Genomic DNA, 26,426 nt, shown 5'->3' with positions numbered 1-26,426 from the left:
GACCACCGCCGACTTCTACGGCCTGAAGAACTACGGCGCCAACTACGGCGTGCTGTACACCGCCTGGGGCGTGTCCGGCTTCGTCGGCCCGCTGCTGGCTGGCTGGGCGGTGGACACCACCGGCACTTACAGCCTGGCGTTCACGATCTCGGCAGGCCTGCTGGCCGTAGCCATCGTGCTGGGCTTCATGACCAAGCCGCTGAAGCTGGCCAAGGCGGAACAGACCGCCGCTGCCAACGCCTGATTCAAGGCACTGCCATGAGAAGCCGACCCGCGGGTCGGCTTTTGCATGTTTGCAACGACTCAGTTATCGAGCTGCTGGTTGCGGAACTCGCCGGGCGTCATGCCCTTGTGCCGCTTGAAGGTCATCGCGAAGTGCGACGCCGAATGGAAGGCCAGCCGGTCGGCGATCTCCTGGATCGGCAGCCGCGTGGTGTACAACAGGTGGCACGCCGCCTCGAGCTTCTTGTCGATCAGGTAGGCGTGGTAGGGCTTGCCGAAGAAGCGCTTGAAAAAGCGCGAGAAGCTCGACTCCGACATGTAGACGAGCGAGGCCGCGCTGGCGATGTCGTGCGGCTCGGAGAGCTTGTTGCGGATATGTTCGCTGATGGTCAGACACAGCTGGATGTCGCGCTTGTCGACCGGGTGCTCCTGCTCGGCCGCCAGCGGCGTCCACTCCTTCGCGCACGAGAGTACGTGCAGGATCTGCAGGATCGCGATCAGGTACTCCATCCGGTAGCGGTTGCGGATGATGAAGAACTCGCGCCGCGCGTGCATCGCGGTACCGCCGGTAAACAGCAGGCCGGCCTGCCCCTCGCGCATCAGTTCGCGGATCGGCGCCAGATAGTGCGAGTCGAAGAATTCCGGCCCGAGCCGCTGGTGGTTGACCGACAGCGAGTCCCAGCGCGCATCCGGCCGGTTGACATCGACCTGATGGCGCACGAAGGGCGAGAGCAGCAGCACGCCGTCGGCGGGCAACTCGAACGGCGGCGCGCTGCCGATGGCGACGGTCACGCCCTCGGTGCGCGGAAACACCAGCTGCGAGTAAGGGTGGAAGTGCGGGTCGCTGTGCTGCTGCTCCTGCAGCTTGTCGAACAGCGTGAAATCGAGGCGGTTGTCGAAGGCGTAGTCCACGGCGTCCCCGGAGGATTCAGTCGCCGCGTATCATCCTCCAGCCCAACGTCCCCGCCAAGTTAAGTAGCAAAAACTATTGATCTTGCGCAAACGCGGCCGCCGACAAGGTCAGCACCACCGGCGTATGGTCCGACGGGCGCTCCCACTTGCGCGGCAGCTTGTCGATCACGCACGCCACCGCGTGCTCGCGCAGGGCGTCGCTGACCAGGATATGGTCGATGCGCAGGCCGAGGTTACGGCGGAACATCATCGCGCGGTAGTCCCACCAGCTGTACTGCTTCTCTTCCCGGTTGAACAGGCGGAACGCGTCGGCGAGCCCCAGCGCCAGCAGGCGGCCGAACGCCGCGCGCTCGGGCGCTGAGCACAGCACCTTGCCCTGCCACGCGTCGGCGTCGTACACGTCGATGTCCTCGGGCGCGATGTTGTAGTCGCCCAATAGCGCGAACGCGGCGTGGCGCTCAAGTTCGCGCTCGACGTAGCCTTCCAGCGCGGCAAGCCACTCGAGCTTGTAGGTGTACTTGGGCGAATCCACCGCCTCGCCGTTGACGAAGTACGCGCACACCACGCGCACGCCGTCGACCGTCGCCGCGATCACCCGGCTTTGCACGTCGTCGTAGCCGGGGATGCCGGTCACCACGTCGTCCAGCGAACGCTCCGCCTTCACGAGGATGGCGACGCCGTTATACGTCTTCTGCCCGAGCCAGGCCGCTCGGTAGCCGGCAGCCTCGACTTCGGCGAGCGGGAACTTGTCCTGCTCGAGCTTGAGTTCCTGCAGGCACAGCACGTCGACCGGGTTTTCGGCGAGCCAGGCCAGCACCTGCGGCAGCCGCACTTTGAGCGAGTTGACGTTCCACGTCGCCAGTTGCATCGGGATTTCCTTGTTGGAGCGGACGGCCGGCATCGTACCATCGAAGCGTCCGCGCCGGCATGGAAAAGGCCGCCCGCGGGCGGCCTTGCCTGGCTGCAAAAACGCTCAGAACGAATGCGACAGGCCGACACCGAAGGTGTACTCGTTGTCGTCACCGCTGCCACTCAAGAGCGGCACGTTCTGGTCGTACTTGACGCGGCCGTACGACACGTAGCTCATGGTGCGCTTTGAGATCTGGTAGTCGGTACCGACGACCCACTGCGAGTAGCCGGTATTGGCCAGCTTGGTATCGTTGGCCTTGACGTCCCAACCGTACGCGTAGGTGATGCGCGGCGTGAAGTTGCCGAGGCTGTACGACGCGGTCAGTTCGGCTTCCTTGGTCTTGAAGTTCTTGCCAAGCAAGCCGTTCGGTGTCTGCCCGACCACCGTCAGATTGTCAAAAGAGGGGTTGGCGCCCGGCCACAGGTTACTGCCGTAACCATGCGTCTCCTGATAACCGGCGGCCAGATACAGCGGCCCTTCGCTATACATCGCCTCGAAGCGTTGCCCCAGCGCCGGAGAATCACCGCCTCCACCAACGGAATCTCCCGCCGCATTGGTGAACGTGTTGTTGTTCTGGTAGTTCAGGTAGCTGTACGCCGCGGTGAACGGACCCCAGTTATACGACACGCCGAAGTTGAAGGTGTTCTGCTTGGGCTGGCCATCACCCGGCTCGTTGAACCCGTACAGGAGCGCGAAATTGAGGCCACCCAGCAGCGTCGGGCTGTCGTAACGGATCGCGCTGTCGACCCGGCCGTCGGTGCGGGTGAAGATGCCGCTGCCGTTGACATGGGTGTCGACGTTGTACGTCCACGGGTCGACGTACTCCATGTTCGAATTCTGGAAGGTGCTGATGCGGCCGAGCTTGACCGAACCCCAGTCGTCGGATGCGAGGCCGACGAAGCTGTCGCGGGTCGCGAAGGTGTTGCCGCTACCGCCATCGGTAAAGTCGATACCCTGCTCGACCTGCCAGATCGCCTTCAGGCCGTTGCCCAGCGCCTCGCTGCCGCGAAAGCCGATATGCGAGTTGACGCCGGACGCGCTGTCGATCCGCGTCGTCGCGCCGAACGGGGCCAGTTTCCCCTCTCCGATCTGGTAGTCCGGATAAGTCGCCGTTGCCGTCTTGTTGCGCGCGATCTCGCCGGTCATCTTGCCGTAGATCTCGACTTCTGCCATCGCCGCGGCAGGCAGCACCGCGATCGCCAAGGCCAGCCATTTCCTGTTCATCGCCTTCTCCTGGTGGTCGTCTGGTTTGCAAGAATATCCCCCGCCACCTGACCAGGGCGGCGGGAGCGATACAGGTCAGTACAGCTCGGAAATCATGCAGCGCACCGAGCCGCCACCGTAGGTCTCGATGGTGTGCACGTCGCCGATCAGGATCTCGCTCGACTTCTCGATCACCGCCTTTTGCGCGTCGGTCAGCACGTTGAAGGTCGAATGCGTCATCACCGTGTAGCGTTTGCCGTCGGCGCCTTCCAGTTCGATCTCGTTGCCGGCGAAGTTGTCGATCTCGTCCTCGGAGACGTCAAGGATTTCCTTGCCGCTTTCGGTGAGCTCGTCGACCACCGCCTGACGCTCTTTCTCGTCGTCGATCGCCGACAGGCAGACCACGGCGAATTTCTCGCCCAGCGCCATCATCACGTTGGTGTGGTAGATCGGCACGCGCTGCTCGCGGTAGGTCTGGAAGCCGTGGAAGGGCACCGGCTTAAAGCCGAAGTCCGCGCAGAACTGGCGGAACAGGCCCTCGTCGGCGCGCTCGGACAAGCAGCAGTACGCCTTCTTGTTGACGCGGTCGAGGATCATCGCACCGGTGCCTTCGAGGTAGCGACCCTCGGCCTCGTACTTGGTGTAATCGTGAATCTCGAGCGTGTCCTTGCCGATCGCTGCGACTAGGCTGCCGAGGAACTTGGTGCGTTCGGTACGGCGGTCCTTGGCGAACATCGGGCACAGCACCAGCTTGTTGTCCTCCAGCGAGACAAACCAGTTGTTCGGGAAAATGCTATCGGGCGTATAGAATACCGAGTCATCGTCCTGGATCACGTTGACGGTAATCCCCTTCTCGCGCAGCTTGTCGACGAAACCGTCGAACTCGATCAGCGCCTTCGCCTGCACCACGTCGCGCTTCTCGCCGAGGTTCTTCTGGAAGAAGTCGTTGGCCGCCGTCTCTTCGTTGAAGTAGAAGGCAATCGGGCGGACCATCGCGATCGAATTGGTAATCTGTCGGGCCATCTGAAAACTCCTCGGGTATGTGCGTGAACGGCAAAGCGGTCGTCATCCGTGTGGTGCGTCCGCTACCTTGATTGCTTCGTTCTAGTTGCCGTGTTGGCTTCCTGCAAACGAAGGGTTGCGTTTTCGCAACCAAATTCCGCTTCAGCGCGTGCGACTGTCGCCTTCCTGCACGTCTCTGGACGGAAACTGCATCTCGTCCAACCGGACGAAACGGGTCTTGTGGCGCCAGCGGTAACCCAGCCAGATCGCCAGGAATACCGGGATGCCGATATAGGTCGCGATGACGCTCGCCCACGGGATTTCCCGGGCGAAGAACGCCTCGTAGTTCTGGCCGAGCATCACCACGAGGCAGAGCGCGAACGCGAACAGCGGGCCGAACGGAAAGAAGCTCGCGTGGTATGGCAGCTCGGACAGCGAGTGGCCCTGCGCGACAAAGCCCCTGCGGAAGCGGTAATGCGCGATGGCGATGCCCAGCCACGCGATAAAGCCACACAGGCCGGACAGGTTGACCAGCCACAGGTAGACGGCCTGGTCGCCGAACAGCGAGGAGACGAAACACAGCGCACCGACCGCAGTGGTCAACAGCAGCGCCGCCACCGGCACCCCGCCCTTGCTTACCTTGGTGAAGATTTTGGGCGCCTGCCCCATCTGCGCCATCGAATAGAGGGTACGGGTCGACGCGTACATCCCCGAGTTTCCGGCCGACAGGATGGCGGTCAGGATCACCGCGTTCATCAGCGACGCGGCCGCCTTCACGCCGGTTTCTTCCAGCACCAGCGTGAACGGCGACACCGCGATGTCCTTCACGCTCGACTGCAACAGCCGCGGGTCGTTGTAGGGCAGCAACACGCCGATCAGGAAGATCGACAGCACGTAGAAGATCAGGATCCGCCAGAAGATCTGCTTGATCGCGTGCGGGATGGTCTTCTCGGGGTTCTTCGCCTCGCCGGCGGTCACGCCGACCAGTTCGGTCCCCTGGAAGGAGAAGCCGGCGATCATGGCGACGCCGATGATCGCGCCCAGGCCGCCGACGAACGGTGCATCGCCCACCGTCAGGTTGCCGAAGCCCGGGCGCGGGTTGTCGCCCCACGCGCCGAACACCATGCCGGTGCCGACGATCAGGAACACCACCACCGCGATCACCTTGATCATCGCGAACCAGTACTCGCCCTCGCCGAAGCCGCGCACCGAGATCACGTTGAGCAGCACGAACAGGCAGAGAAACAGCGCGCTCCACCAGATGCCAGGCACGTCGGGGAACCAGAACGCCATCACGATCTGGGCGGCAGTCAGCTCCACCGCGATGGTCACCGCCCAGTTGAACCAGTAGTTCCAGCCCTGCGCGAAGCCGAACGCCGGGTCGACGAAGCGTTCGCTATAGAGGGTGAACGAGCCGGACTCGGGCATGTACGCGGCCATCTCGCCCAGCCCCGTCATCAGGAAGAACACCATCATCCCGATGACCAGGTAGGCCAGCGTCGCGCCGCCCGGCCCCGCCTGCGCGACCGATGCGCCGGAGGCGACGAACAGCCCGGTGCCGATCGCGCCGCCGATCGCGATCATGGTCAGGTGACGCGCCTCGAGGCTGCGGTGCAGCGTCTCTCCCGAGTTCTTGTTATCCATGGCCCTACCCTATGGCGATTCATGACCATTACAAGATAGAGCCGGGATTCGTGCTTCGCCTGCATAAACCGCGCACGCAAAAAAGGCCGCCCGTCGCGACGGGCGGCCCTGGCGGCAAGCGCCTGGCTCAATGCACGGTTTCGACCATGCCGCCGTGGCGCAGCAGCGCGTCGATCTCGGGATCACGGCCACGGAAGGCGCGGAACGACTCGAGCGCCGGGCGCGAACCACCGACGGCGAGGATCTCGTTCCAGAAGCGCGCGCCGGTTTCCGGGTTGGCGCCGCCGGCCTCCTCGAACGCCGCGTACGCGTCGGCGGACAGCACCTCGGCCCACTTGTAGCTGTAGTAGCCGGCCGCGTAGCCGCCGCCGAAGATATGGCTGAAGGTGTTCGGGAAGCGGTTGTACGCCGGCGGACGGTTGACCGCCACCTCGTCGCGCACCGCCTCCAGCAGCGCCATCCAGTCGCCGGCCGGGTCCATCTGGTGGTACATCAGCATGTCGAACAGCGAGAACTCGAGCTGGCGCACCGTCATCATGCCGTTCTGGAAGTTCTTGGCGGCGATCATCTTGTCGTACAGCGCCTTGGGCAGCGGCTCGCCGCTGCCCACATGCGCGGTCATCCCCTGCAGCACGTCCCACTCCCAGCAGAAGTTTTCCATGAACTGGCTGGGCAGCTCGACCGCGTCCCACTCGACGCCGGAAATCCCCGACACGCCCAGTTCGTCGACGCGGGTCAGCAGGTGGTGCAGGCCGTGGCCGAACTCGTGGAACAGCGTGATCACCTCGTCGTGGGTGAACAGCGCGGGCTTGTCGCCGACCGGGCGCGTGAAGTTGCAGGTCAGGAAGGCGACCGGCTTTTGCACCGTAGCGCCCTTGAGGCGGCGGCCGAACACGTCGGCCATCCACGCGCCGGGGCGCTTGCCCTCGCGCGCGTAGAGGTCGAGGTAGAAGCCGCCGATGAGTTCGCCATCCTTCACGATCTCGAAGTAGCGCACGTCTTCGTGCCACACCGGCGCGTCGGCCTTCTGGATATCGACGCCGTACAGCGTGCGCACCACGCCGAACAGCCCCTCGAGCACGCGCCCTTCCGGGAAGTACTGGCGCAGTTCCTCGTCGGAGAACGCGTAGCGCGCCTGGCGCAGCTTCTCGCTGGCGTAGGCGATGTCCCACGCCTCGAGCGTTTCCAGCCCCAGCGTCTCGCGCGCGAACGCTTCCAGCGCCTGGCGGTCGGCGACCGCGTAAGGCTTGGCGCGGCGGGCAAGGTCGCGCAGGAAGGCGATCACCTGCTCGGGCGATTCGGCCATCTTGGTCGAGAGCGACAGCTCGGCATACGAGGCGAAGCCGAGCAGGGTCGCCTCCTCGCGGGCCAGCCCGAGCTTCTCGCGCATGATCGGCGTGTTGTCCTGCGCCGCCGGGCCGAACTCGGACGCGCGCTTGGCGTACGCCTCGTACACCTCGGCGCGCAGCGCGCGGTTGTCGGCGTACTGCATCACCGGGAAGTAGCACGGGAACTGCAGCGTCAGCTTGAAGCCCTCCTTGCCGTCGGCCGCCGCCATCGCCGCAAACATCGCGCGCGCGTCGTCCGGCACGCCGGCAAGTTCGGCCTCGTCGTCGATGAACCTGGCCCAGGCGTCGGTCGCGTCCTGCACGTTCTCGCTGAACTTGGCCGACAGCTCGGACAGCCTGGTCGACACCTCGACGTAGCGCGCCTTCTGTTCTTCCGGCAACTCGGCGCCGGACAGGCGGAAGTCGCGCAGGCCATGCTCGACGACGGTGCGCCGCGCCTGCGGCCAGGCGGCAAACTCCGGCAGCGCGGAGAGTGCCTGATACTTGGCGAACAGTTCGAGGTTCTGCCCAAGCTCGGTGCCGAACAGCGTGACCTTGGGCAAGGCCGCGTTGAACGCGTCGCGCATGCCTTCCATATTGAGCACGCTGTTGAGGTGGTAGACGGCGTTCCATGCGATGCCGAGGCGCTCGGTCGCGTCGGTCAGCGGGCCTTCGACGTTGTCCCAGCTCGGCGCCTCAGGGTTGGCAGTGACCCGCCCGACGGCGGCGCGCGCCTCGTCCAGCAACTGGTCGATGGCGGGAGCGACATGCTCGGCACGGATCTCGTTGAAACGCGGCAGGCCGGAAAAGTCGAGCAGCGGGTTGTTTGGCATTGTTTTGTCATCCTTGGTCGGGGCTCGCCTGTATCATAGGCGCGGATAAGCGACAGATGAGGACAAGACCATGAATCACAATATCCGCGCCTTCGACGGCGTCTCCCCGGCCGTCGACCCGACCGCGTGGGTCGACCCCGCGGCAGTGGTGATCGGCGAGGTGGCGCTTGCCGCGCGCGCGTCGGTGTGGCCGTGCGCGGTGGTGCGCGGCGACGTCAACCGCATCGAGATCGGCGAGGCGAGCAATGTGCAGGACTTCGCGATGCTGCACGTCAGCCACAAGAAGGCGGACGACCCAGAAGGCGCGCCGCTTTGCATCGGCCGCCGGGTGACCATCGGCCACCATGTGACGCTGCACGGCTGCACCATCGAGGACGAATGCCTGATCGGCATCGGCACCATCGTGCTCGACCGCGCGCATATCGAGAAACACGTGCTGGTCGGCGCGGGGTCCTTGGTGCCGCCGGGCAAGCGGCTGGAGTCGGGCCACCTGTATCTTGGCAACCCGGTGAAGAAGGTAAGGCCGTTAAGCGCCGAGGAGATCGCCTACTTCGCGTACTCGGCCGAGCACTACGTGCGGCTGATGGGCAAGCACCGCGCCAGCCTGGCCGAAAATGACATGACATAAAAGGGCAACAATCGCCGGTTAAGCTGCTGCCGTCCATTTTTTGTCCGGTAGCCGCTCCATGACCATCAGCCAGCGCCTGTGGGCGTCCGTCGTGTTCACCCTGCTATGCCTGCTCGCGGTCGTCGCCGTCAGCGCATCGCTGCTTGGCGCGTCGGTCGACGACCTGAAGTCGCAGCGCCAGCACCAGGACGCCGTCACCGCGCTTTACGCGCTCAAGGGCGAGGCGCTGTCGCTCGCGCGCGCCGACCCCCTGCTCGACGACACCGCACGCCGCCTCGAACACGCCGACCGGGCGTTCAGGCAGACGCTGCCGCTGGTCGAGGCCTCGCTGCCGGCTGAGAGCCGCCCCGCGTTCACGCAAGCCGTCCACAAGAACTGGCAGGCCTACCAGGCCCAGCTTGCCTCTGCGATCCGCATTGCCGCCGACTCGCCGGAAGACGCGCTTTCCATCCCGCAGGCCGCGTACGACAGTTTCCTCGTGCCGCTGGTCGCCGCGCTCGACGCCGAAACCGCCCACCGCCAGCAGCAACAGCGCAGCGAAGGCGAGCGCGTCGCCGCGCTGCTCGAGCGCATGCAGTATCTGGTGCTCGGCCCGCTCGCGCTCGCCGGCTGCGCCATCCTCCTCGCGCAGGGGCTGCTGGCGCGCTGGCTGAAGAGTCGGCTCGCCGCGATCGACCGCGCGGCCGACGCGCTCGCCGACGGCTGGCTGTCGACCCGCTTGCCGGTGGCCGGCCGCGACGAACTCAGCCACGCCGCGCAGGGCGTCAACCGCTTCCTCGACAAGCTCGCCGCCCTGCTCGAGCGGGTACGCCGCCAGGCCGAACAGGGCGCCGAAGAGAGCACGCGCGTCGGCGCGCTGGCCCGCCAGGCGATCGCCATCAGCGAGGCGCAGGCCGAAGCCGCCGAAGGGTCGCGCGAGGCAGCCAGCCGGGTCGACGCCGCGGCCACCGGCATCGCGCGCCACCTGCAGGTGATCGAGGCCGGCACCGCCGACGTCGCGCGCCGCAGCGCGGGCGCGCGGGCCGCCTGCGAGGACGGCGCGCGTCGGATGGGCGAGCTGCTCGGCCGCGTCGACAGCGCCAGCGCCAATATGGAAGAGCTGGGCCGCGCAAGCGGCGAGATCCGCAGCGTCAGCACGCTGATCCGCGACATCGCCGACCAGACCAACCTGCTGGCGCTGAACGCGGCGATCGAGGCGGCGCGCGCCGGTGAAGCCGGCCGCGGCTTCGCGGTGGTCGCCGACGAGGTGAGGAAACTGGCCGAACGCACCCGGGACGCCACCTCTGGCATCGCGGGCGCGTTGGGGGAGATCGAGACGGTCACGGCCGCGCTCGCCAGCACGCTCGGCGCCGCCGCCGCGACCGGTGCCGACAGCCGGCACGCGCAGCAGGCGCAGGCCGACACGCTGGCCGCGGTCGACGCCGCGCTCTCCGAAGCCACCGCCAAGGTCGCCGACATCGGCGAGGCGGCCGAAGAGCAGGAGGCGAGCGGCCGGCAGATCGTCGAGCGCAGCGAGCACCTCGCCTTGCAGGCCGGTGACATCGCCGGCCGCCTCGCCAGCATCGCCCCCCTGCTCGAAGGGCTGGACCGCGCGTCCGGCGCGCTGCTCGCCGAGCTTGGCTGGTTCAGGCTGGACGCGCCGCCCGGGCAGGCGGACGCGGCCAGCCGCCCCGTTTACAGCGCCGCCAGCGCCGCCGCGTAGTCGGGCTCGTCGCCTACTTCGCCGACCAGCTGGCTGTAGAGCACCCGGTCGTCTTCGCCGAGCACCACCACCGCGCGTGCGCACAGGCCCTGCAAGGGACCGCTGGCGAACTCGACGCCCCAAGCCTGGCGGAACTCGGGGTGGCGGAAGGTCGACAGGTTGACGACGCCCTCGATGCCCTCGGCACCGCAGAAACGCTTCTGCGCGAACGGCAAGTCGGCCGAGATGCACAGCACGGTCACGCCGGCGCGGCCGGCCGCCTGCTGGTTGAACTTGCGCACCGACAGCGCGCAGGTCGGCGTATCGACACTCGGGAAGATGTTGAGGATCTTCTTGCCGGCGAAGCTTGCGAGCGTGACCTCGGAAAGATCGGCGGCGGTCAGGGTCAACGCCGGCGCGAGGTCGCCGGCAGATGGCAGCTGGCCGGCCACTTCGACCGGGTTGCCGCGCAGGGTAATCGTGGGCATCGCATGCACTCCATCACAAAGGAGCGTCCATCGTGCGCGTTATGCACTGTGGATTCAACCCCGCGCGCGCCATGGGCAAGGCAAGCCCGCGCCATGCAAACGGGGACGCCGCGGCTATGCTGCAGGGGTCGATGCATCCCCCCACGCAAGCCCAGGAGAACCCGATGACTTCCTCCGCAAACGAACTTGGCAGGACGCCGACTCCGGATGTCGCCGAGAACAATGCGTTCTTCCCCTCGCCCTACTCGCTCAGCCAGTACACCTCGCCCAAGACCGACTTTGACGGCACCACCTACCCGACGCCCTACACCGGCGGCAAATGGAAGGTGCTGCTGATCGCCACCGACGAGCGCTATCTGCTGATGGAGAACGGGACGATGTTCTCGACCGGCAACCACCCGGTCGAGACCCTGCTGCCGATGTACCACATCGACAGCGCCGGCTTCGAGATCGAGGTGGCGACGCTGTCGGGCAACCCGGTCAAGCTGGAACTGTGGGCGATGCCGGGCGAGGATGCGACCGTGCAGGGCGTGTACCGCAAATACCTCGACCGCTTCAAACAGCCGGCCAGGCTCGCCGACCTGATGGACACGCTCACCGCCGCCGACTCGCCGTATATTGGCGTCTTCGTGCCCGGCGGCCACGGCGCGCTGGTCGGCCTGCACCAGAGCCTGGAAGTGAAACGGGTGCTCGATTGGGCGCTGGCCAACGACAAGTTCATCATCACGCTCTGCCACGGCCCGGCCTGCCTGCTCGCGGCGACGCTCAAGGAAAGCCCGGCGGACTCCCCGTTCAAGGGTTACCAGATTTGCGTGTTCCCCGACGCGCTGGACGAGGGCGCCAACATCGAGATCGGCTACATGCCGGGCAAGCTGCGCTGGCCGCTGGGCAAGAGCCTGGCGGCGCAGGGGCTGCAGATCCTGAACACCGGCATCAGCGGCCAGTGCCACCAGGACCGCAGGCTCATCACCGGCGACAGTCCGCTGGCCGCCAACCAGCTGGGCAAGCTGGCCGCCGCCGCCCTGCTCGCTGAAGCGGGCCGGACCGGTTAAGCCTGTCCGACGCTAGCCCGGCTTGTGCCGGCGCCGCCGGCCAACCCGGGCTAGCCTTCGAATTCCAGCCCCAGCTCGGCCATCAGTTCGCGGGCGACGCGGAACGCCTCGACCGCCGCCGGCGCACCGCCGTAGACGCCGGCGTGCAGCAGCACCTCGCGGATTTCGGTAAGGCTGGCACCGTTGTTCAGCGCGCCGCGCAGGTGGCCCTTCAGTTCGGTGCTGCGCCCGAGCACCGCCAGCATCGCGCAGGTCGTCAGGCTGCGGGTCTTCAGGTCGATGCCGCCGCGCTGCCAGGTGCTGCCCCACGCGTGCTCGTTCACCCAGTCCTGCAGGGGCTGCGAGAACGCGTCGGCGCCGCCCATCGCGCGCGCGACGAACGCCTCTCCCATCACCCGCGCGCGCATCTCAAGGCCCGCCTGCTTGTCCTGTTCGCTCATATGGTTCTCCCTATGGTTCAACGGTTCGCCCGCGCGGCCAGCCACACGCCGCCTAGGATCAGCGCGAAGCCCACGGCGTGGTAGGCGCGGAAGGCCTCGCCCAGGAACACCACCGACAGCAGCGCGCCGAACATCGGCATCAGGTGGATGAAGCTGCCGGCGCGCGCGGCGCCGACGCGGGCGACCCCGAGGTTGTAAAAGTAGTAGGCGGCGACCGACGGCAGGGTGCCGACGTAGGCGAAGGTGACGAGGGTGGTCGCATTGAGCGGCGCGCGCGCGCCGGACGCGAACTCGGCGAGGAAAAACGGCGTGATCGCGCACAGGCCGATCGCGACCAGCACGGTCAGCAAGCCCAGCCGGTTCAGCGTGGCCGGCAGGCCGCGCAACAGCAAGGTATACAGCGCCCACGCGACCATCGCGCCGAACACGATCAGGTCGCCGTGGTTGATATCCAGCCGCATCAGCCGCAGCGGGTCGCCGTGCGCGACGATCATCAGCACCCCGACGAACGACAGCGCGATCGCCGCCAGCTGCCGCGCGCCGGCCTGCATGCCGAAGAACAGCGCGCCGATGAGCACGATCAGGATGGGGATGAAGGAATTCATCAGCACCGCGTTGGTCGCGGTGGTCGACTGCACGCCAAGGTAGACCAGCGAGTTGAAGCCGGCGATGCCGAGCACGCCAAGCAATACCAGGCGCCGCCAGTGCGGCAGCCACCGCGCGCGCTCGCGCCAAGCGGGGGCGGCGCCGAAGGGCAGCAGCACCATCAGCGCGATCGCCCAGCGGGCGAAGGACAGGGTCAGCGGCGGGATGCTCGCGTGCGTCGCGCGGGCGAGCACGAAATTGCCCGACCAGAACAGCGTGGTCAGGATCAGCAGCAGGTAGGCGGAAGTCTGGGCGGGGCGAGGCGTCGTCATCCCCCGACCTTGCCATGCCATTTAAATGGAAGCAAGTCGGGGGAAACCACAGCAAGGCTCAGTGCGCGGCGGCGTGGTCGGCGGTGCGGTTGGCGATGCGTTGCGGCGCGAGCGAGCCGACGATCATGCCCATGAGGCTCATCAGGAAGCCGACCAGTTGCGGCGGCCAGAACGCGTCGTCGGTGTAGGTGAGTTCGAGCGACACCCACGAGACCACCCCCAGCGCGATCGCGCACAGCGCGCCCTGGGTGGTCGCGCGGCGCCAGAACACGCCGGCGATCAGCGGTACCGACGCGGCGACCAGCGTCACCTTGTACGCGTTGCCGACCATCTCGTAGATGCTGGCGTCCGACAGCAGCGCGAACGCCGTGGTCGCGATCGCGGCGACCACGATGGAGGCGCGCATCGCGCGCATGAACTGGCGGTCGGTCATGCGCGGCATCAGGTGCTTGAGCACGTTCTCGGTGAAGGTGACCGAAGGCGCCATCAGCGTGCCCGACGCGGTCGACATGATCGCCGAGAGCAGCGCGCCGAAGAACAGCGCCTGCGCGAACAGCGGCGTCTTGTCGAGGATCAGCGTCGGCAGGATCATCTGCGGGTCGACCGCGCCCACCCGCGCCACCATCTCCGGTTCGATCATCGAGGCGGCGTAGGTGAGGAAGATCGGCAGCATGCAAAAGCACAGGTAGAACATCGCGCCCAGGATGGTGCCGCGCTGCGCGACCTGCTCGCTCTTGGCCGACATCACGCGCTGGTAGATGTCCTGCTGTGGGATCGAACCCAGCATCATGGTGATCGCGGCGCCGATGAAGGCGACGACGGTCCTGGGTTCGGTGTCGTGCAGGAAGGTCAGCTTGCCCGCGCTTGCCGCATGCGAAACCACCGCGACCGGGCCGCCGGCCATGCCGCCGATCAGCCACACCAGGTACAAGAGGCCGATCACGATGATCGACATCTGCAGGAAGTCGGTGAAGGCGACCGACAGCATGCCGCCCATCAGCGTATACACCAGCACGATGCCGGCACCGATCAGCGTGCCCTGGGTGGTGCTGATCGCGCCGTCGGAGAGCACGTTGAATACCACGCCCAGCGCGGTCATCTGCGCGGCGATCCAGCCAAGGTAAGACAGGATGATGACGATGCTGGTCAGCGCCTCGACCAGCGGGCCGTAACGCTTGCGGAAGAAGTCGCCGATGGTCAGCAGGTTCATCCGGTACAGCCGGCGCGCGAAGAACACGCCGACCAGCATCAGGCAGGCGAACGAGCCGAACGGGTCCTCGACGATGCCGCCGAAGCCCTCCGCGAGGAAGGTCGACGGGATGCCGAGGATGGCCTCGGAGCCGAACCAGGTGGCGAACACCATCGCGGTCACCACCGGCAGCGGCATGCTCGAACCGGCGGTGGCAAAGTCCTTGGAATCCTTGACCCGGGTGGACGCGTACACGCCCACACCCACGGTCAGCAGAAGATAGAGTACGACGAAGCCGATCAGCATGGCGCGGGGTCTCCACCCGTTTTTTTGTAAGGCGGCCGATTATCCGCCATACGGGGGGCTGGCCAAAGCGGCAAGGCAAAAAAAAATCGGCCCGGCGCCGGCTCAGCCGCCTGCACGGTTCGACGGGCCGCCGCCTGCGCCTTGTCTGACAAGGCTTGCGCATGCAAAAGGATTAATTGTTCAAATATTTAACGCCCGTCAAATATGTTAAACAAATACAACACTGCCCGTATCTACGCCTACAGCGTAGCCGGCTCGACGCCGTAACGCCCCTTGCTGTCGCGGCATAGGCGCCCGGTGGCCACGGCGGGGTCGTGCGTGAAGAAGAGCGAACCCTCGCGCGCGCGCAGGTCGTCGAGCAAGGCCTGCTTCTCGTCGATCAGCTGTTCGGGGTAGCGGTCGTAACCCATGGTGATCGGCACGTGCACCCAGGGCACGCCGGGGATCAGGTCGGAGGCGAACACCAGCGGGCCCGCAGCGGACGGCAGTTCGGCCAGCAGCATGCCCGGCGTGTGGCCGTGCGAGACATGGAAGCGCCAGTTGTCCGGCAGGCAGTCCGGCGTCTCGCCGTCGGTCAGCACTAGGCGGCCACTCGACGCCAGCAGCGCGTTCAGTTCGGGGATGAACGACGCGCGGTCGCGCGGGTGCGGCGCGTTCGCCCGCGCCCACGCCTCGCGCGAGACCACCACCTTGGCGTTCGGGAACAGCAGGCGGGCCGGGCCACCGTCCCACGCGGCGAGCAGGCCACCGGCGTGGTCGAAATGCAGGTGCGAGATCACCACCACGTCGATGTCGGCGTCGGTGAGACCGTGCGCGGCGAGCGCATCCAGCAGCACATGCGCCGGCTCGACCACACCGAAGCGTTCGCGTAGTTCGGGCGAGAAGAACGCGCCGGTGCCGGTCTCGAGCAGGATGCGGCGGCCGTCGCCGGTCTCGGCCAGCAGGCAGCGGCAGGCGAGCGGCACCCGGTGCGCGTCGTCCGGCGTCAGGTAGCGCGACCACAGCGCGCGCGGGGCGTTGCCGAACATCGCGCCGCCGTCCAGGCGTTGCGAGTTGCCGGTCAGGGCGGTCAGCTTCATCCAGGGTTCCTTCGCAGTCAGGGCAAAGACCCCATTATCGGCACCGCCACCGGATATGCAAACAGCAATGCAGGCGGTCACCCCGCCTCGAACAGGATGTCCTGGCCGAGCCAGCAGCCGGCCTCGTCCAGCTGCGCGGCGAGCGTCGCCAGCGCCGCCGGCAGCGGCCGCGCGGCGAGGCGCGCGAGCGCGGCGCGGGAGGCTTCGTCCAGCGGCTGCCCGGCCTGCTGCAGCACGACGGTCGGCACGGCCATCTGCCACGGCTGCCACGGGCACCCTGCCGCGCCGGCGAGCGCGCCGATGTCGAGCGCGAGCGCCATGCCGGTAGGCGACAGGTCGCAGCCGACCTGTACCGGCACCCGCAAGGCGCCGAACAGCGCGGCGAGCGCGCGTCGCCAGGCCGGCGGCGGTGCCGCCGGCACGCACAGCGTCAGCACCGCGCCGTCCTCTGCACCCAGCCGTCCGAAGACCGCAAGCTGCTGGACGACGCGGATCGCGTCGACACGCCCGTCGGCACGGGTGACGGCCGCGAGCAGTTCCGGCGCGAGCGCCGCGCCGGGCGCGAGCAGCCGCCGCGACGACAGGCATTCGGCGCCGTCCCACAGGGAGAGGGGCCCGGCGACAAACAGGTGCGGGCCGTGCGGGCCGACCCCGCACGCGGCCAGGTCGACGCCGGCCTCGGCCAGCCACGCGCGGTCGGCGTCGCCGAAGGCGCGGCTGCGCCCGAGCGCGTGGCGCGAGAAGTCGCGCTCGCTGCCCCAGCGCCCGTCCGCCAGCCAGTCGTCTAGCGCACGTGCGATGGCAAGCCGCCGCTCAAGCGTGGTCGACGGCAGGCCCTGCAACAGGGTCGCCGCCAGCGGCGCCAGCGCCGCCGCACGCGGCTGCCAGCCGCGCCACAGCTCGACCACCTCCTCGTCCGCCGGGCTGTCCGCCGCGATGCCGCATTGCGCGCGCAGGCCGTAGCTGTCCAGCCACTCGACCCAGCACGGCTCGAACCGGCCGGCGTGGTTGCCCTCCGCCGACAGCTGCAGCTCGACCCGGCACCAGCCCGCCTCCAACAGGCGCGCGAGCAAGGCTTCGTCCGCGGCGCCCTCGGCAAGCGAGGGCCAGCGTACCCGGCTGCCGCGCGCCTGCAGCCAGCACGCGAGGCGCACCCGCTCGGCGTCCGACAGCGCCAGGGGCTGCGGCGCGAGCAAGGGGTCGAGCGCGAGGTTGCGCCCGCGCACGCCCAGTGGGCTCTGCGCGACGCGCCGCTTGTCGATGCGGGCAAGCCAGCCTGTCATGTCCACCCCCTTACGCGTCCAGCCTGCGGCGGGCCTGCAGGATGGGCGGCGCCCAGGTTTCGCCCGGCCGTTTCTTGCGCGTCGCCAGCGTCAGGTCGGACGGCGCGAAGATGTTGATGTTGTGGGTGTTCGGCGTGGTGATCAGGTACTGCGCCTCGGTCGCCTTCAAAAAGCCCGCGACGCGGTCGATGTTGAAGATGTCGAGGTGGGCGAACGGCTCGTCGATGAACACGAAGCCCGACGGGTTCGCCTCGTCCATCATCAGGCCGATCAAGAGGATCAGCGACTTCATCACCTGCTGGCCGCCGGAGCCCTCGCCGTCGTTCATGCCGGTCATGCCCTTGTGGTCGAAGTCGAAGCGCAACACCAGCCCGGCCTGCGCGAGCACGGTGTCGTCGTTCGACAGCTGCGGCAACTCGACCTCGACGCCGATGCCGGCCAGCTCCCCCAACCGTTTGACGTTGCGCCCGTACGCGCGCACGGTCGCCTTCAACTTGTTGATGTACGCGCCGCGCGCGTCGTCGGTCAGGGTCGACGCCCGCACCAGTTCCCCCTCGCGCCGGCTGCGCTCGCCCTCCAGCTGCGCCATGTCGTCGGCGAGCTTGTTCCTGAGTTCGAGCACGGTCGGGTCGGTCTCCCAGTCGCCGGCGGCGAGCCGCTCTTCCAGGTAGGCGATCTCGTGGCGCGCCTCGGCGGCCGACTCGAAACGCTCCTCGAGCTCGGCCACCCGCTCCGGCGTGCATGCCCCTTCCGGCAGCTTGCCCTGCCACTGCCGCGCATCGGCGGTCAGGCGGCGGATCTGCCGGCGCGCGAGCGCCACTTCGGCGCCACGCTGGTCGATGCGCGTAAGGCTCTCGTGCTCGCGCTGGCAGACGCGGTCGTGCGCGAGGCGCGCGTCGGCGAAGCGTGCCTCGGCGGCGTCCTTGTCGGCGCCGGCTTCGGCGAGCAGCGCACCCTGACGCGCGGCTTCTTCACGCAGGCCCGCCAGTTGCGCGTCGAGCGCGGCGAATTCCTCGGCGCGTGCGTCGAGCATGCGGATCGCGTCCATCCCGCCCAGATACTCGGCGAGCGACGCCGCCTCGCGCTGCAGTTCGGCGTGGCGCGCCTCGGCGTCCAGGATTTCGCGGTTGAGCACGGTGAGCTGCTGCGACAGCGCTGTCTGGCTCGCCTGGCGCGCCGCCTCGCCGAACGCGTAGTCGTGCGCCGGCACGCCGATATGGCGCGCGCCGCGCCGCTCGCGGTAGTAGCCGTCGCGGGTGATCCAGTCGCCGTCGACGCCGGCGCCCTCGCGCGCGTCCTCGACGCGGGCCACCCGGTTCAGCTGCTGGCTGAGCCACGCCGGCACCGGCCCCGCGAAGCGCACCACCTCGGCGAGACTGCCCGCGCGCGCGCGCGGCGCGTCCTCGCAGTCGGGCACGATGAAGTGGCGGTAGCGCAGCTTCTCGCCGATCGCCCACGCCGCGCGGCGGTCGGCCGCGTCGCCCAGCAGCACCACGTGGCGCGAGGGGCGCAGTAGCGCCTCGACCGCGCCTTGCCACGCCGGGTCGGTCACCTCGACGAGGTCCGACAGCATCGCGTGGCGGATGCCCGCCTCGTCAAGCGCGGCGCGCATCGTGCGCACGTCTTCCGGCGCGCGCGCACGGCCGGCCTCCAGCGCCGACAAGCGCTCGCCAAGCGTGCGCCGCCTCTCTTGCCTGTCGCGCAGCGCGTCGCGCAGCGCTGCGGCGTCGGCGCGCAGAGTGGAGAGCTTGCCGGCCAGCGCGGCGGCGTCGTCGCCGTACGCGCTGTCGGCCAGCGCCTGCAGGCGGTCGCGTTCCTTCAGCCGCCCCTCGACTTCCTTCACCGCGTCGCGCGCGGCCATGAACGCCTGCTGCACGGCGCCGCGGCGCGCCTCGGCGCTGTCGCGCGCCGCCTGCGCACTGCGCTCGGCTTCATTCAGTGTCGCCATCAGCGCGAGCGTGCCGCGCTGTTCGTCACGCGCCTTGCCAAGCGCCGACAGCGACACGCGGTAACCCTGCCAGCGCTCGGCAAGCTCGCCGCGGGTGTCCAGCCAGGCGAGCACCGGCAACGCCTCGTCCTGCAGCACGCGGATCGAATCCTGCAGGCGCCGCCACTCGAGGTGGCGGTCGGCGCGCAGGCGCATCGCCTCGACGCGCACCGACTGCTGCTCGAGCTGCGCGGACAAAGCCGACAACTCGGACTCGGTCGCCTTCTGCTCCTCGCCCGCACGCTGGTAGTTGACCAGCACGTCCTTGTCGCCGAACACCTGGAACACCAGGTCGAGCAACTGGCGCGGCGAGTATTCGGTCAGCTTGTCGGTGTCGCCCTGCTCAAGCGCCAGCACCTCGCCGACCGCCGCGGTCAGCCCGGCCGCCTCCAGGCGCCGCCGGTACTCGTGCACGCCCAGCCACTGCGCGGACGCTTCCAGCGCCTCGAGCGGGGCGTCGCCCTCGAGCACCGCGTAGTGGCGCACCCAGTCGCCGCCCTGCTTCTTGATGCGGCACACCAGCGTGACTTCCGGCGCGGTCAGCGGGAAGAACGGCGTCGGGTAGAGGCCGCCGTCCAGCCGGCGCGGGTTGTCGACCACGCCGCGCAGGTAGGCGAACGGTTCGCGGTTGTTGCGCACGTAGCGCTTGTAGTCGCGCTTGCCCGAACACTTGATCGCCAGCAGCGTGCGCAGGGCGTCGAGCAAGGTAGTCTTGCCCGAGCCGTTCGGGCCGATGATGGTGACGATCTGCGCGTCCAGCGGCACCGTCAGCCGCTGCCAGTAGTCCCAGTGCACCATCTCGACCGATTTCATCTGGAACATCAGGCTTCCTCCGTTTGCCCGGCGGGCGTGGGTTCAGGCTCGGCCGCAGCCGCCTCGGCCGGCTGGCCGCGCCGCTGCGAGAGCAGGTCGGAGAGCGCCCCCTCGATGATGCGCGGCGCGAGCTGGCTGTAGTCGATCAGTACGTCGAGCAGCGGCCCCTCCTCGATCCACTTGTTGCGGCGGGTGACGAAACCGAGGTTGGCCAGACGGCCCAGGTTGGCCGAAAAGCGGGTGCGCCCGCCCAGTTTCCGGCCGAAGTCGGCGTACAGCGCATCCTCGGACACGCCGCACGACACCGCCTCGCCGGTGGCGAGCGGCTTCAGCGCGCCGAACATGTCGGACTGCCCCTCGCGGCCGGCCTCGACGCGGGCGATCTGCCGCTCGCGCTTGGGCAGGATGATCAGCGCCCACAGCACGACCAGCAACGCGACGCCGTCGCGCGGCAGGCCGAGCGTGTTGTTCTGCCAGGTCTCGCCGGCACCGAACACCGGCTCGCCCATCTCGGGCGCGAGCGCGAGCGCGACATGCTCGGCGTAAGGGTTTTCGACGAGGCGCAGGCCGGTGCCGGCCAGACGCTCGTCCAGTTCGGCGCGGAACGCCTCGTCCATCAGCGCGCGGCGCACCAAGGGGTCGGCGCGCGGCAGCACGCGCTGGGCCAACAGGCGCGCGCACAGGGTCTTGAGTTCAGTGTCCATCTTGCGGGATCCGGCTAAGGGTGGCGTCGGAGAGGCAGGCCACCTCGGGGTGTTCGGGCTCGGTCACGCCCAGGCCGCCGGTCAGCCGAAGCGGCAGGCGGGCGAGCTGGGCGACGATGCTGTCGTCGCCGCGCATGTCGGGGTCGCCCAATAGCGACAACAGCGACAGCCGGTACGCGGTCTCGTCGTAGCTGCCGGCGAGCACCGCGCGGTCGATCGGGAAGCCGGTCTCGCCGGCCATGCCGAGCGTCGTCAGCGTGTCGTACATCGCCTCGGCTTCCAACAGGCGCTCGATCTCGGGCACGCCGCTCACCGGCGCGCTGGTACTGCCTGGCAGCACCGCGTCGCCCGCGCGCGCGCGTTCGCGCGCGATCAGCTCGTACTCGGCGACGTCGGCCAGCTCCGGCGTCGACAGGAAGGCCGGCTCCGGCGCGAACGAGAGTGCCCCGGCGGCAAGCTTGCCCAGCTGGCCCTGCTGGCGGTGGCGCAGCCAGTCGGCGATATCGGTCGAGGTGAGCCCGGAGATCCCCAGGTGCACACGCTGCGCGGCCAGTTGCGCGAGGCGCCGCTCGAAGGTACCGGCCAGCGCGAGCATGCGGCTTTGCGCGAGCGCGACCGCCTGCGCCTGCGCCAGCTGCGCGAGCGTCAGCGTCTCGTCGGCGGTCAGGCCGCGTACCACCTCGGTACTCTTGGCGACCCAGCGCCACACGGCCTCCAGCCGGTGCTGTGCCGCGCGGATGCGAAATTCGGACTGCGACTCGAGCGCGTCCTCGAATTCGCAGGTCAGCTCGTTCAGGCGGGCCAGCAGGTGGGCAAGCGCGTCGTCCGACAACTGGCCGACGGCCTGCCCGGCGGCGACCTGGCTGGTGAGGTAGCCCAGCTCGACGTCGTCGCCGGCAAAGTCGACCATGGTCGACAAGGCCGACAGCGCGACGCGCGCGCCCTCGGACAGCTGCCACAGGCCGGCGTCGCCGTCCCACAGCAACAGGTCGCCGTCCTTCAGGCGGGCGAGTACGGTGGAGAGCTTGGTGTCGTTCAGGTAGGCGAAGCGCTGCGCGATCTCCTGCGGGCTCCAGCGCGGCGCGTCGGCGCGCGCGCCCAGTTCGCGCAGCACCAGCAGGCGCACCAGCACCTCCTCGTCGCCGCCGCGGAACAGGGTGACGAACACCGACAGCATCGGCCACGCGCCGGACAGCCGGGACACCAGCGGCAACGCGGCAGGGTCGACGTCTTCGCGGAAAAATTCAGAAAGCGCAAGCAAGGCGGGCATCCGTGTCGCGGGCAAAACCGCCATTTTCCAAGGCGGCGGGTGGCAGCGTCAACGCGGCGCGGAAAACGGCTTGCGCCGATGTGGGAAAAACCCCTAGTCCTAGGCCTTAAATGACATAAAAGTTAAACTGGTGGCCATGTCCACACCAAGGCAACCAAGATGCCCGCCGCCGACATCCTGCTGATCGAAGACAGCCCGAGCGTGCTGCGCCCGCTGACGCGCGTGGTCGAACAAGGCGGCTACCGCGCGCATACCGCCGAGAGTCGGGCCGCGCTGCAGGCGAGGCTGGCCGCCGGTCTGCGCCCGCTGGCCGCCGTGCTCGACTACTGCCTGCCCGATGCGCCGGAAGGCGAGGCGCTCGCCGACCTGATCGCGGCCGGTATCCCGACGCTGGTGCTGACCGCGCGCAACGACGCGGCGACCCGCGAGCGGGTGATGGCGCAGCCGGTGGTCGACTACGTGCCCAAGGACATGCCCGGCGCGCTCGAATACGTCGCGATGCTGCTGCGCCGCCTCGACCGCAACCGCGCGCTCTTCGCGCTGGTAATCGACGACTCGCGCACCGTGCGCCAGCACCTCAAACAGTTGCTGGAGCGCTACCAGTTCCGCGTGCTGCTCGCCGGCGACGCCGACGAGGCGATCCGCGCGCTCGCCGCCGAACCCGCGATCCGCCTGGTGCTGGTCGACCAGGACATGCCGGGCATGGACGGCATCGCGCTGACCCACCGCATCCGCCGCGCGTACGGTCGCGACCGGCTGGCGATCATCGGCATCTCCGGCGCGTCCGACAGCACGACGACCGCGCGCTTCATCAAGGCCGGCGCCGATGACTTCCTGAAAAAGCCGTTCAACGCCGAAGAGTTCCACTGCCGGATCACCCACAACGTCGAGTTCCTCGAGAACATGGAGGCGCTGGTACGCGCGGCGAACCACGACCCGCTGACCGGCCTGCCCAACCGGCGCGCCTTCTTCGCCGCCAGCGAACAGGTCGGCCAGCCCTATTGCGTCGCAATGCTCGACGTCGACCACTTCAAGTCGGTCAACGACCGCTACGGCCACGACGGCGGCGACCGCGCGCTGACGCTGCTGGCCGAACAGTTGTACGAACACTTCCCGGGCGAGACCTGCGCCCGGCTGGGCGGCGAGGAGTTTGCCGTGATCTTCGCGTCAGCCGACATCCGGGCGGTCCATGCGCGGCTGGACGCCTTCCGCATGGCGCTGGCAGCCCAGGTGCTGAACGTGCGGGGACGGCCGCTGAGGGTCACCGTCAGCGTCGGCGTGTCGGATGCCGGCGCGGACGGCATCGGCGGCAAGCTTGCGCAGGCGGACGAGCGGCTGTACCGCGCGAAAGCCGGGGGGCGCAACCGGGTCGTCTCGCTTGACGGGGCGGACGCGGCGGTCGCAGGCTGAGCGCTTTTCTGCGTCAGGAGCCTTCCATGAAACGCATCTGCTGTGTGCTAGCCCTCGCGCTGCCGCTTGTCGCGCAGGCCGCGCCGAGCTGGCAGTCGTCGATGAGCACGCCGGTGATCGAGCTTGGGGTACGCGACAAATACGGTGAACTGGGCGACTACACCGCCCGCTTCGAGGTGACCGGGCCGAACGGCCTGAAGCTGGCCAAGGACCTGCGCGTGAAGGCCGGCGAGTTCGGCTACCTGACCTTCCCGCGCGACTTCGGCCAGGGCGCCGAATACGCGGCGCCCGGCCACTACCGCTGGCGGGTCGTCGTCGATGGCCGCCAGGTGGTCGGCGGCCGTTTCAGTTTCGAATACTGAGCCTTGCTACACCACGCGCAAGGGGATGACCGCCCGCGCGGGCGTCTCCTGCCAGCGGTAGACGCGGCAGTCGTCGCTGGCGCAGCCGCTGCAGCCGCCGCCGCACGACGCGCCGCTGACCGCCACCTTGCCCTTGCGCACCCAAGTTTCCAGCATCGGCTCGACGGCCGACGCGGGCAGCCCCATCAGCGCCGCCGCCTCGGCCAGCGTCAACGCCGGCCGCGTGCGCATCAGTTCGCGCAGCCGGGTCAGCACGAGCAGCCTTTCGAGCAGCAACTGCCTTCGGCCACCGGCATGCCCGCCGCGACGCCGCGCTCGCCGAAGCGGCGCAGCAGCCAGAAGCCCAGCGCGAGCAGCGCAAGCACCCCGCCTATCCAGCCTGCCGCCGCGGCCGGTGCGCTGGTGAGGCGCGACGCCTGGTAGGTGATGGTCGCCGCGCTCCACGCGATCGCGAAGCACCACACGCCGACCGCCAGCGCCCAGCGCCCGCCCGCCTCGCGCACCACCGCACCCAGCGCGGCCACGCACGGCGTATAGAGCAGGATGAACACCATATAGGCGAGCGCGGCCGAAGCGCTGCCGAAGCGCATCTGCATCTGGCCGAAGGTGGTCGCGTCGACCCCCTGCTCCTCGGCGACGGCCGCACGGTCGGTGAGATCGCCGACCGACAGGCCGAGCGGGTCGGTCACCGCCGAGGCGAGGCCCAGGAAGTTGTCGCGCACGCTCGCCACCGCTTCGGTCATGCCCGGGAGCGGGTCGTAGCCGCCATCCTTGGCTTCGTCGCCGGCCTGGGCACGGGCGAGGCTGCCGTACAGCGAGTCGAGCGTGCCGACCACCGCCTCCTTGGCGAAGATGCCGGTAAACAGGCCGACCGTCGCCGGCCAGTTGTCGGCGCCCACCCCCATCGGCGAGAACGCCGGCGTCAGCACGCGGCCGGTGGCGGAGAGCACCGACGCCTCGCTGTCCTCGTTGCCGAAGCTGCCGTCGGTACCCAGCGAGTTGAACAGCGAGAGCACCATCACCACCAGCACGATGGTCTTGCCGGCGCGCACGATGAAGCCGTGCAGGCGGTGCCAGCTGTGCGTGAGCATGCCGCGCAGGGTCGGCAGCCGGTAAGGCGGCAACTCCATCACGAAGGGCGAGGCCTCGCCGGCAAGCACGCTGTGCTTCATCGCGAAGCCGGTCAGCACCGCGACCGCGATGCCGAGCAGGTAGAGCGCGAACACCACGTTCTGCCCGTCCTGCGGGAAGAACACCGCGGCAAACATCACGTAAACCGGCAAGCGCGCGCCGCACGACATGAACGGCATCATCATGATCGCGGTGAGCCGGTCGCGCGACGAGTCGAGCGTGCGGGTGCCCATGATCGCCGGCACGTTGCAGCCGAAGCCGACCAGCATCGGCACGAAGGCCTTGCCCGGCAGGCCGATCGCGCGCATCGCGCGGTCGACCACCACCGCCGCGCGCGCGAGGTAGCCCGAATCTTCCATGAACGAAAGACACAGGAACATCGCGGCGACCACCGGGATGAAGGTCGACACCGTCTGGATGCCGCCGCCGATGCCGTTCGACACCAGCGCGACGAGCCACGCCGGCGCGCCGGCGCCCTCGAGCAGGTGGGCGCTGCCGTCGACCAGCAAGGTGCCGGTCGCGATATCGAAGAAGTCGATGAACACCGCGCCCAGGTTGATCGCCAACAGGAACATCAGGTACATCGCGCCGAGGAACAGCGGCACGCCGCTGACCCGGCCGAGCGCCCAGCGGTCGATCTTCGCGGTCAGCGTCTTGCTCGCTACATGCGCGCGCTCGAGCGCCCGCGCGCACAGCGCGTCGATCGCGTCGTAACGGCTGCTGGCGAGCATGATGTCGGCGTCTTCGCCCGCCGGCAGCGGCGCGTCCGGCGCCTCACCGGCGAGCAATCTTGCGCACAGCCCGGCGCGGCTGACGCCGGGCTCGGCCGCCTGACGGGCAGCGACCCAGTGCTCCAGCGCGCCTGCGAGCGTCGGCTGCGGAGTGGGTAATTGAGGCGCGGCGGCGCCCGCTTCGATTGCCTCGGCCACCGCGTCGACGCCGCGGCCGCGGCTGGCGGACACCGCCAGCACCGGGCAGCCAAGCGCCGCCTGCAAGGCTTCCAGGTCGACCGTGTGGCCGCCCTCTTCCAGCGCGTCGATCATGTTGAGCACCACCAGCATCGGCCGGCCCAGGTCAAGCAGCTGGTAGGTCAGGTACAGGTTGCGCTGCAGGTTGGCCGCGTCGACCACGTTGACGATCAGCGCGTCGTTACCGGCAAGCAGGTAGTCGCGCGCGATGCGCTCGTCCTCGGACACGCCGACTTCGCCCGCCTCGATCGAGTAGGTGCCGGGCAGGTCGACCACCTCGACGCTGCCGCCCTTCAGGCGGCCGCTCTTGCGCTCGACGGTGACGCCCGGCCAGTTGCCGACCTTCTGGCGCGAGCCGGTCAGCGCGTTAAACAGCGTGGTCTTGCCGCAGTTGGGGTTGCCGATCAGGCAGACGCTGTTCATGCGCGCACCTCGACTTCGATGGCGGCCGCTTCGGCCCGGCGCAGGCAGAGGGAGAAACCGCGCAGCGACAGCTCCAGCGGGTCGCCCAGCGGCGCGACGCGCACCACCTCGAGCGCACAACCAGGCGTCAACCCCATCGCCAGCAACTTGCGCCTGAACGGCGCCGCGGCCTGCGTCAACGCGCGCACTACTGCCTTCTGTCCCGGCGCCAGATTCCCCAGATGCGTCTGCTGCATGATTT

Annotated in this window: 24 protein-coding genes; 6 read left to right on the top strand and 18 right to left on the bottom strand. The window is 68.5% G+C overall.

The window, feature by feature from the left end; genetic code table 11:
• Positions 1-244: MFS transporter (locus E5K04_RS08075; RefSeq protein ID WP_136552810.1), on the top strand; the 244-nt coding region annotated here is incomplete at its 5' end.
• Positions 245-303: 59 nt separating this feature from the next.
• On the opposite strand, the gene E5K04_RS08070 is transcribed toward E5K04_RS08075, so the two are convergent.
• The 6 genes from E5K04_RS08070 to E5K04_RS08045 form a co-directional block, all read right to left on the bottom strand.
• Positions 304-1,134: a helix-turn-helix transcriptional regulator gene (locus E5K04_RS08070; RefSeq protein WP_136552808.1), complete on the bottom strand. Its 831-nt coding sequence runs from the start codon at positions 1,132-1,134 to the stop codon at positions 304-306.
• Positions 1,135-1,207: 73 nt separating this feature from the next.
• Positions 1,208-2,002 (bottom strand): exodeoxyribonuclease III, encoded by a 795-nt coding sequence (gene xth / locus E5K04_RS08065; protein WP_136552806.1) that lies wholly within the window; start codon positions 2,000-2,002, stop codon positions 1,208-1,210.
• A gap of 105 nt (positions 2,003-2,107) precedes the next feature.
• On the bottom strand, positions 2,108-3,268 hold the full coding sequence (locus E5K04_RS08060; protein ID WP_136552804.1) for a porin: 1,161 nt from the start codon (positions 3,266-3,268) through the stop codon (positions 2,108-2,110).
• Positions 3,269-3,343: 75 nt separating this feature from the next.
• Entirely contained in the window at positions 3,344-4,270 is a 927-nt protein-coding gene (gene ctlX / locus E5K04_RS08055; RefSeq protein WP_136552802.1) for a citrulline utilization hydrolase CtlX, read from the bottom strand.
• Between the two features lie 141 nt (positions 4,271-4,411).
• Positions 4,412-5,893, bottom strand: coding sequence for an amino acid permease (locus E5K04_RS08050; RefSeq protein ID WP_136552800.1), 1,482 nt, complete (start codon positions 5,891-5,893; stop codon positions 4,412-4,414).
• 127 nt (positions 5,894-6,020) lie between these two features.
• Entirely contained in the window at positions 6,021-8,054 is a 2,034-nt protein-coding gene (locus tag E5K04_RS08045; protein ID WP_136552798.1) for a M3 family metallopeptidase, read from the bottom strand.
• Positions 8,055-8,124: 70 nt separating this feature from the next.
• Here E5K04_RS08045 and E5K04_RS08040 point away from each other — a divergent pair, with 70 nt between their 5' ends.
• Both E5K04_RS08040 and E5K04_RS08035 read left to right on the top strand, forming a co-directional pair.
• Positions 8,125-8,682: a gamma carbonic anhydrase family protein gene (locus tag E5K04_RS08040; protein WP_136552796.1), complete on the top strand. Its 558-nt coding sequence runs from the start codon at positions 8,125-8,127 to the stop codon at positions 8,680-8,682.
• Between the two features lie 58 nt (positions 8,683-8,740).
• Entirely contained in the window at positions 8,741-10,384 is a 1,644-nt protein-coding gene (locus E5K04_RS08035; RefSeq protein WP_136552794.1) for a methyl-accepting chemotaxis protein, read from the top strand.
• Here the strand turns inward: E5K04_RS08035 and tpx are convergent.
• On the bottom strand, positions 10,357-10,851 hold the full coding sequence (gene tpx / locus E5K04_RS08030; RefSeq protein ID WP_136552792.1) for a thiol peroxidase: 495 nt from the start codon (positions 10,849-10,851) through the stop codon (positions 10,357-10,359). The genes E5K04_RS08035 and tpx overlap by 28 nt on opposite strands.
• Before the next feature lie 164 nt (positions 10,852-11,015).
• Here tpx and hchA point away from each other — a divergent pair, with 164 nt between their 5' ends.
• Positions 11,016-11,903, top strand: a complete 888-nt coding sequence (gene hchA, locus E5K04_RS08025; protein ID WP_136552789.1) for a glyoxalase III HchA — start codon at positions 11,016-11,018, stop codon at positions 11,901-11,903.
• 50 nt (positions 11,904-11,953) lie between these two features.
• Here hchA and E5K04_RS08020 read toward each other — a convergent pair whose 3' ends face one another.
• From E5K04_RS08020 to E5K04_RS07985, 8 genes are all read right to left on the bottom strand, one after another.
• Positions 11,954-12,343, bottom strand: coding sequence for a carboxymuconolactone decarboxylase family protein (locus E5K04_RS08020; RefSeq protein WP_136552787.1), 390 nt, complete (start codon positions 12,341-12,343; stop codon positions 11,954-11,956).
• Positions 12,344-12,360: 17 nt separating this feature from the next.
• The gene (locus E5K04_RS08015) at positions 12,361-13,260 is read right to left on the bottom strand and encodes a DMT family transporter (RefSeq protein WP_136552785.1); all 900 of its coding nucleotides are present in this window, start codon (positions 13,258-13,260) and stop codon (positions 12,361-12,363) included.
• A gap of 58 nt (positions 13,261-13,318) precedes the next feature.
• Positions 13,319-14,755 (bottom strand): sodium:solute symporter family protein, encoded by a 1,437-nt coding sequence (locus E5K04_RS08010; RefSeq protein WP_136552783.1) that lies wholly within the window; start codon positions 14,753-14,755, stop codon positions 13,319-13,321.
• Positions 14,756-14,994: 239 nt separating this feature from the next.
• Positions 14,995-15,834, bottom strand: a complete 840-nt coding sequence (locus E5K04_RS08005) for an MBL fold metallo-hydrolase (RefSeq protein WP_136552781.1) — start codon at positions 15,832-15,834, stop codon at positions 14,995-14,997.
• A gap of 77 nt (positions 15,835-15,911) precedes the next feature.
• Positions 15,912-17,117, bottom strand: coding sequence for a hypothetical protein (locus E5K04_RS08000; RefSeq protein ID WP_136552779.1), 1,206 nt, complete (start codon positions 17,115-17,117; stop codon positions 15,912-15,914).
• Between the two features lie 10 nt (positions 17,118-17,127).
• A complete protein-coding gene (locus tag E5K04_RS07995) occupies positions 17,128-19,926 on the bottom strand; it encodes an AAA family ATPase (protein ID WP_136552777.1) in 2,799 nt (932 codons plus the stop codon).
• Complete coding sequence (locus E5K04_RS07990; RefSeq protein ID WP_136552775.1) at positions 19,926-20,621, bottom strand: hypothetical protein; 696 nt, start codon at positions 20,619-20,621, stop codon at positions 19,926-19,928. Before E5K04_RS07990 ends, E5K04_RS07995 begins: the two co-directional genes overlap by 1 nt.
• Positions 20,611-21,882, bottom strand: a complete 1,272-nt coding sequence (locus E5K04_RS07985) for a hypothetical protein (RefSeq protein ID WP_235844309.1) — start codon at positions 21,880-21,882, stop codon at positions 20,611-20,613. The genes E5K04_RS07990 and E5K04_RS07985 overlap by 11 nt, the downstream gene beginning before the upstream one ends.
• Positions 21,883-22,050: 168 nt before the next feature.
• On the opposite strand from E5K04_RS07985, the gene E5K04_RS07980 reads away from it, so the two are divergent.
• Together E5K04_RS07980 and E5K04_RS07975 are read left to right on the top strand one after the other, a co-directional pair.
• Positions 22,051-23,301, top strand: a complete 1,251-nt coding sequence (locus E5K04_RS07980) for a response regulator (RefSeq protein ID WP_136552770.1) — start codon at positions 22,051-22,053, stop codon at positions 23,299-23,301.
• Between the two features lie 26 nt (positions 23,302-23,327).
• Entirely contained in the window at positions 23,328-23,663 is a 336-nt protein-coding gene (locus tag E5K04_RS07975; protein ID WP_136552768.1) for a hypothetical protein, read from the top strand.
• Positions 23,664-23,669: 6 nt separating this feature from the next.
• On the opposite strand, the gene E5K04_RS07970 is transcribed toward E5K04_RS07975, so the two are convergent.
• The 3 genes from E5K04_RS07970 to E5K04_RS07960 are packed head-to-tail and all read right to left on the bottom strand — an operon-like array spanning position 23,670 to position 26,421.
• Positions 23,670-23,939 (bottom strand): FeoC-like transcriptional regulator, encoded by a 270-nt coding sequence (locus E5K04_RS07970; protein WP_136552766.1) that lies wholly within the window; start codon positions 23,937-23,939, stop codon positions 23,670-23,672.
• Positions 23,912-26,185: a Fe(2+) transporter permease subunit FeoB gene (gene feoB, locus E5K04_RS07965; protein WP_136552764.1), complete on the bottom strand. Its 2,274-nt coding sequence runs from the start codon at positions 26,183-26,185 to the stop codon at positions 23,912-23,914. The genes E5K04_RS07970 and feoB overlap by 28 nt, the downstream gene beginning before the upstream one ends.
• The gene (locus tag E5K04_RS07960) at positions 26,182-26,421 is read right to left on the bottom strand and encodes a FeoA family protein (protein WP_136552761.1); all 240 of its coding nucleotides are present in this window, start codon (positions 26,419-26,421) and stop codon (positions 26,182-26,184) included. The genes feoB and E5K04_RS07960 overlap by 4 nt, the downstream gene beginning before the upstream one ends.
• Positions 26,422-26,426 lie beyond the last annotated feature (5 nt).

The sequence above is a fragment of the Crenobacter intestini genome (assembly GCF_004919095.1).
GTDB classification, from domain to species: domain Bacteria; phylum Pseudomonadota; class Gammaproteobacteria; order Burkholderiales; family Chromobacteriaceae; genus Craterilacuibacter; species Craterilacuibacter intestini.
The sequence above is the reverse complement of the archived record's forward strand: the minus strand, read 5'-3'. Positions and strand labels throughout refer to the sequence as shown.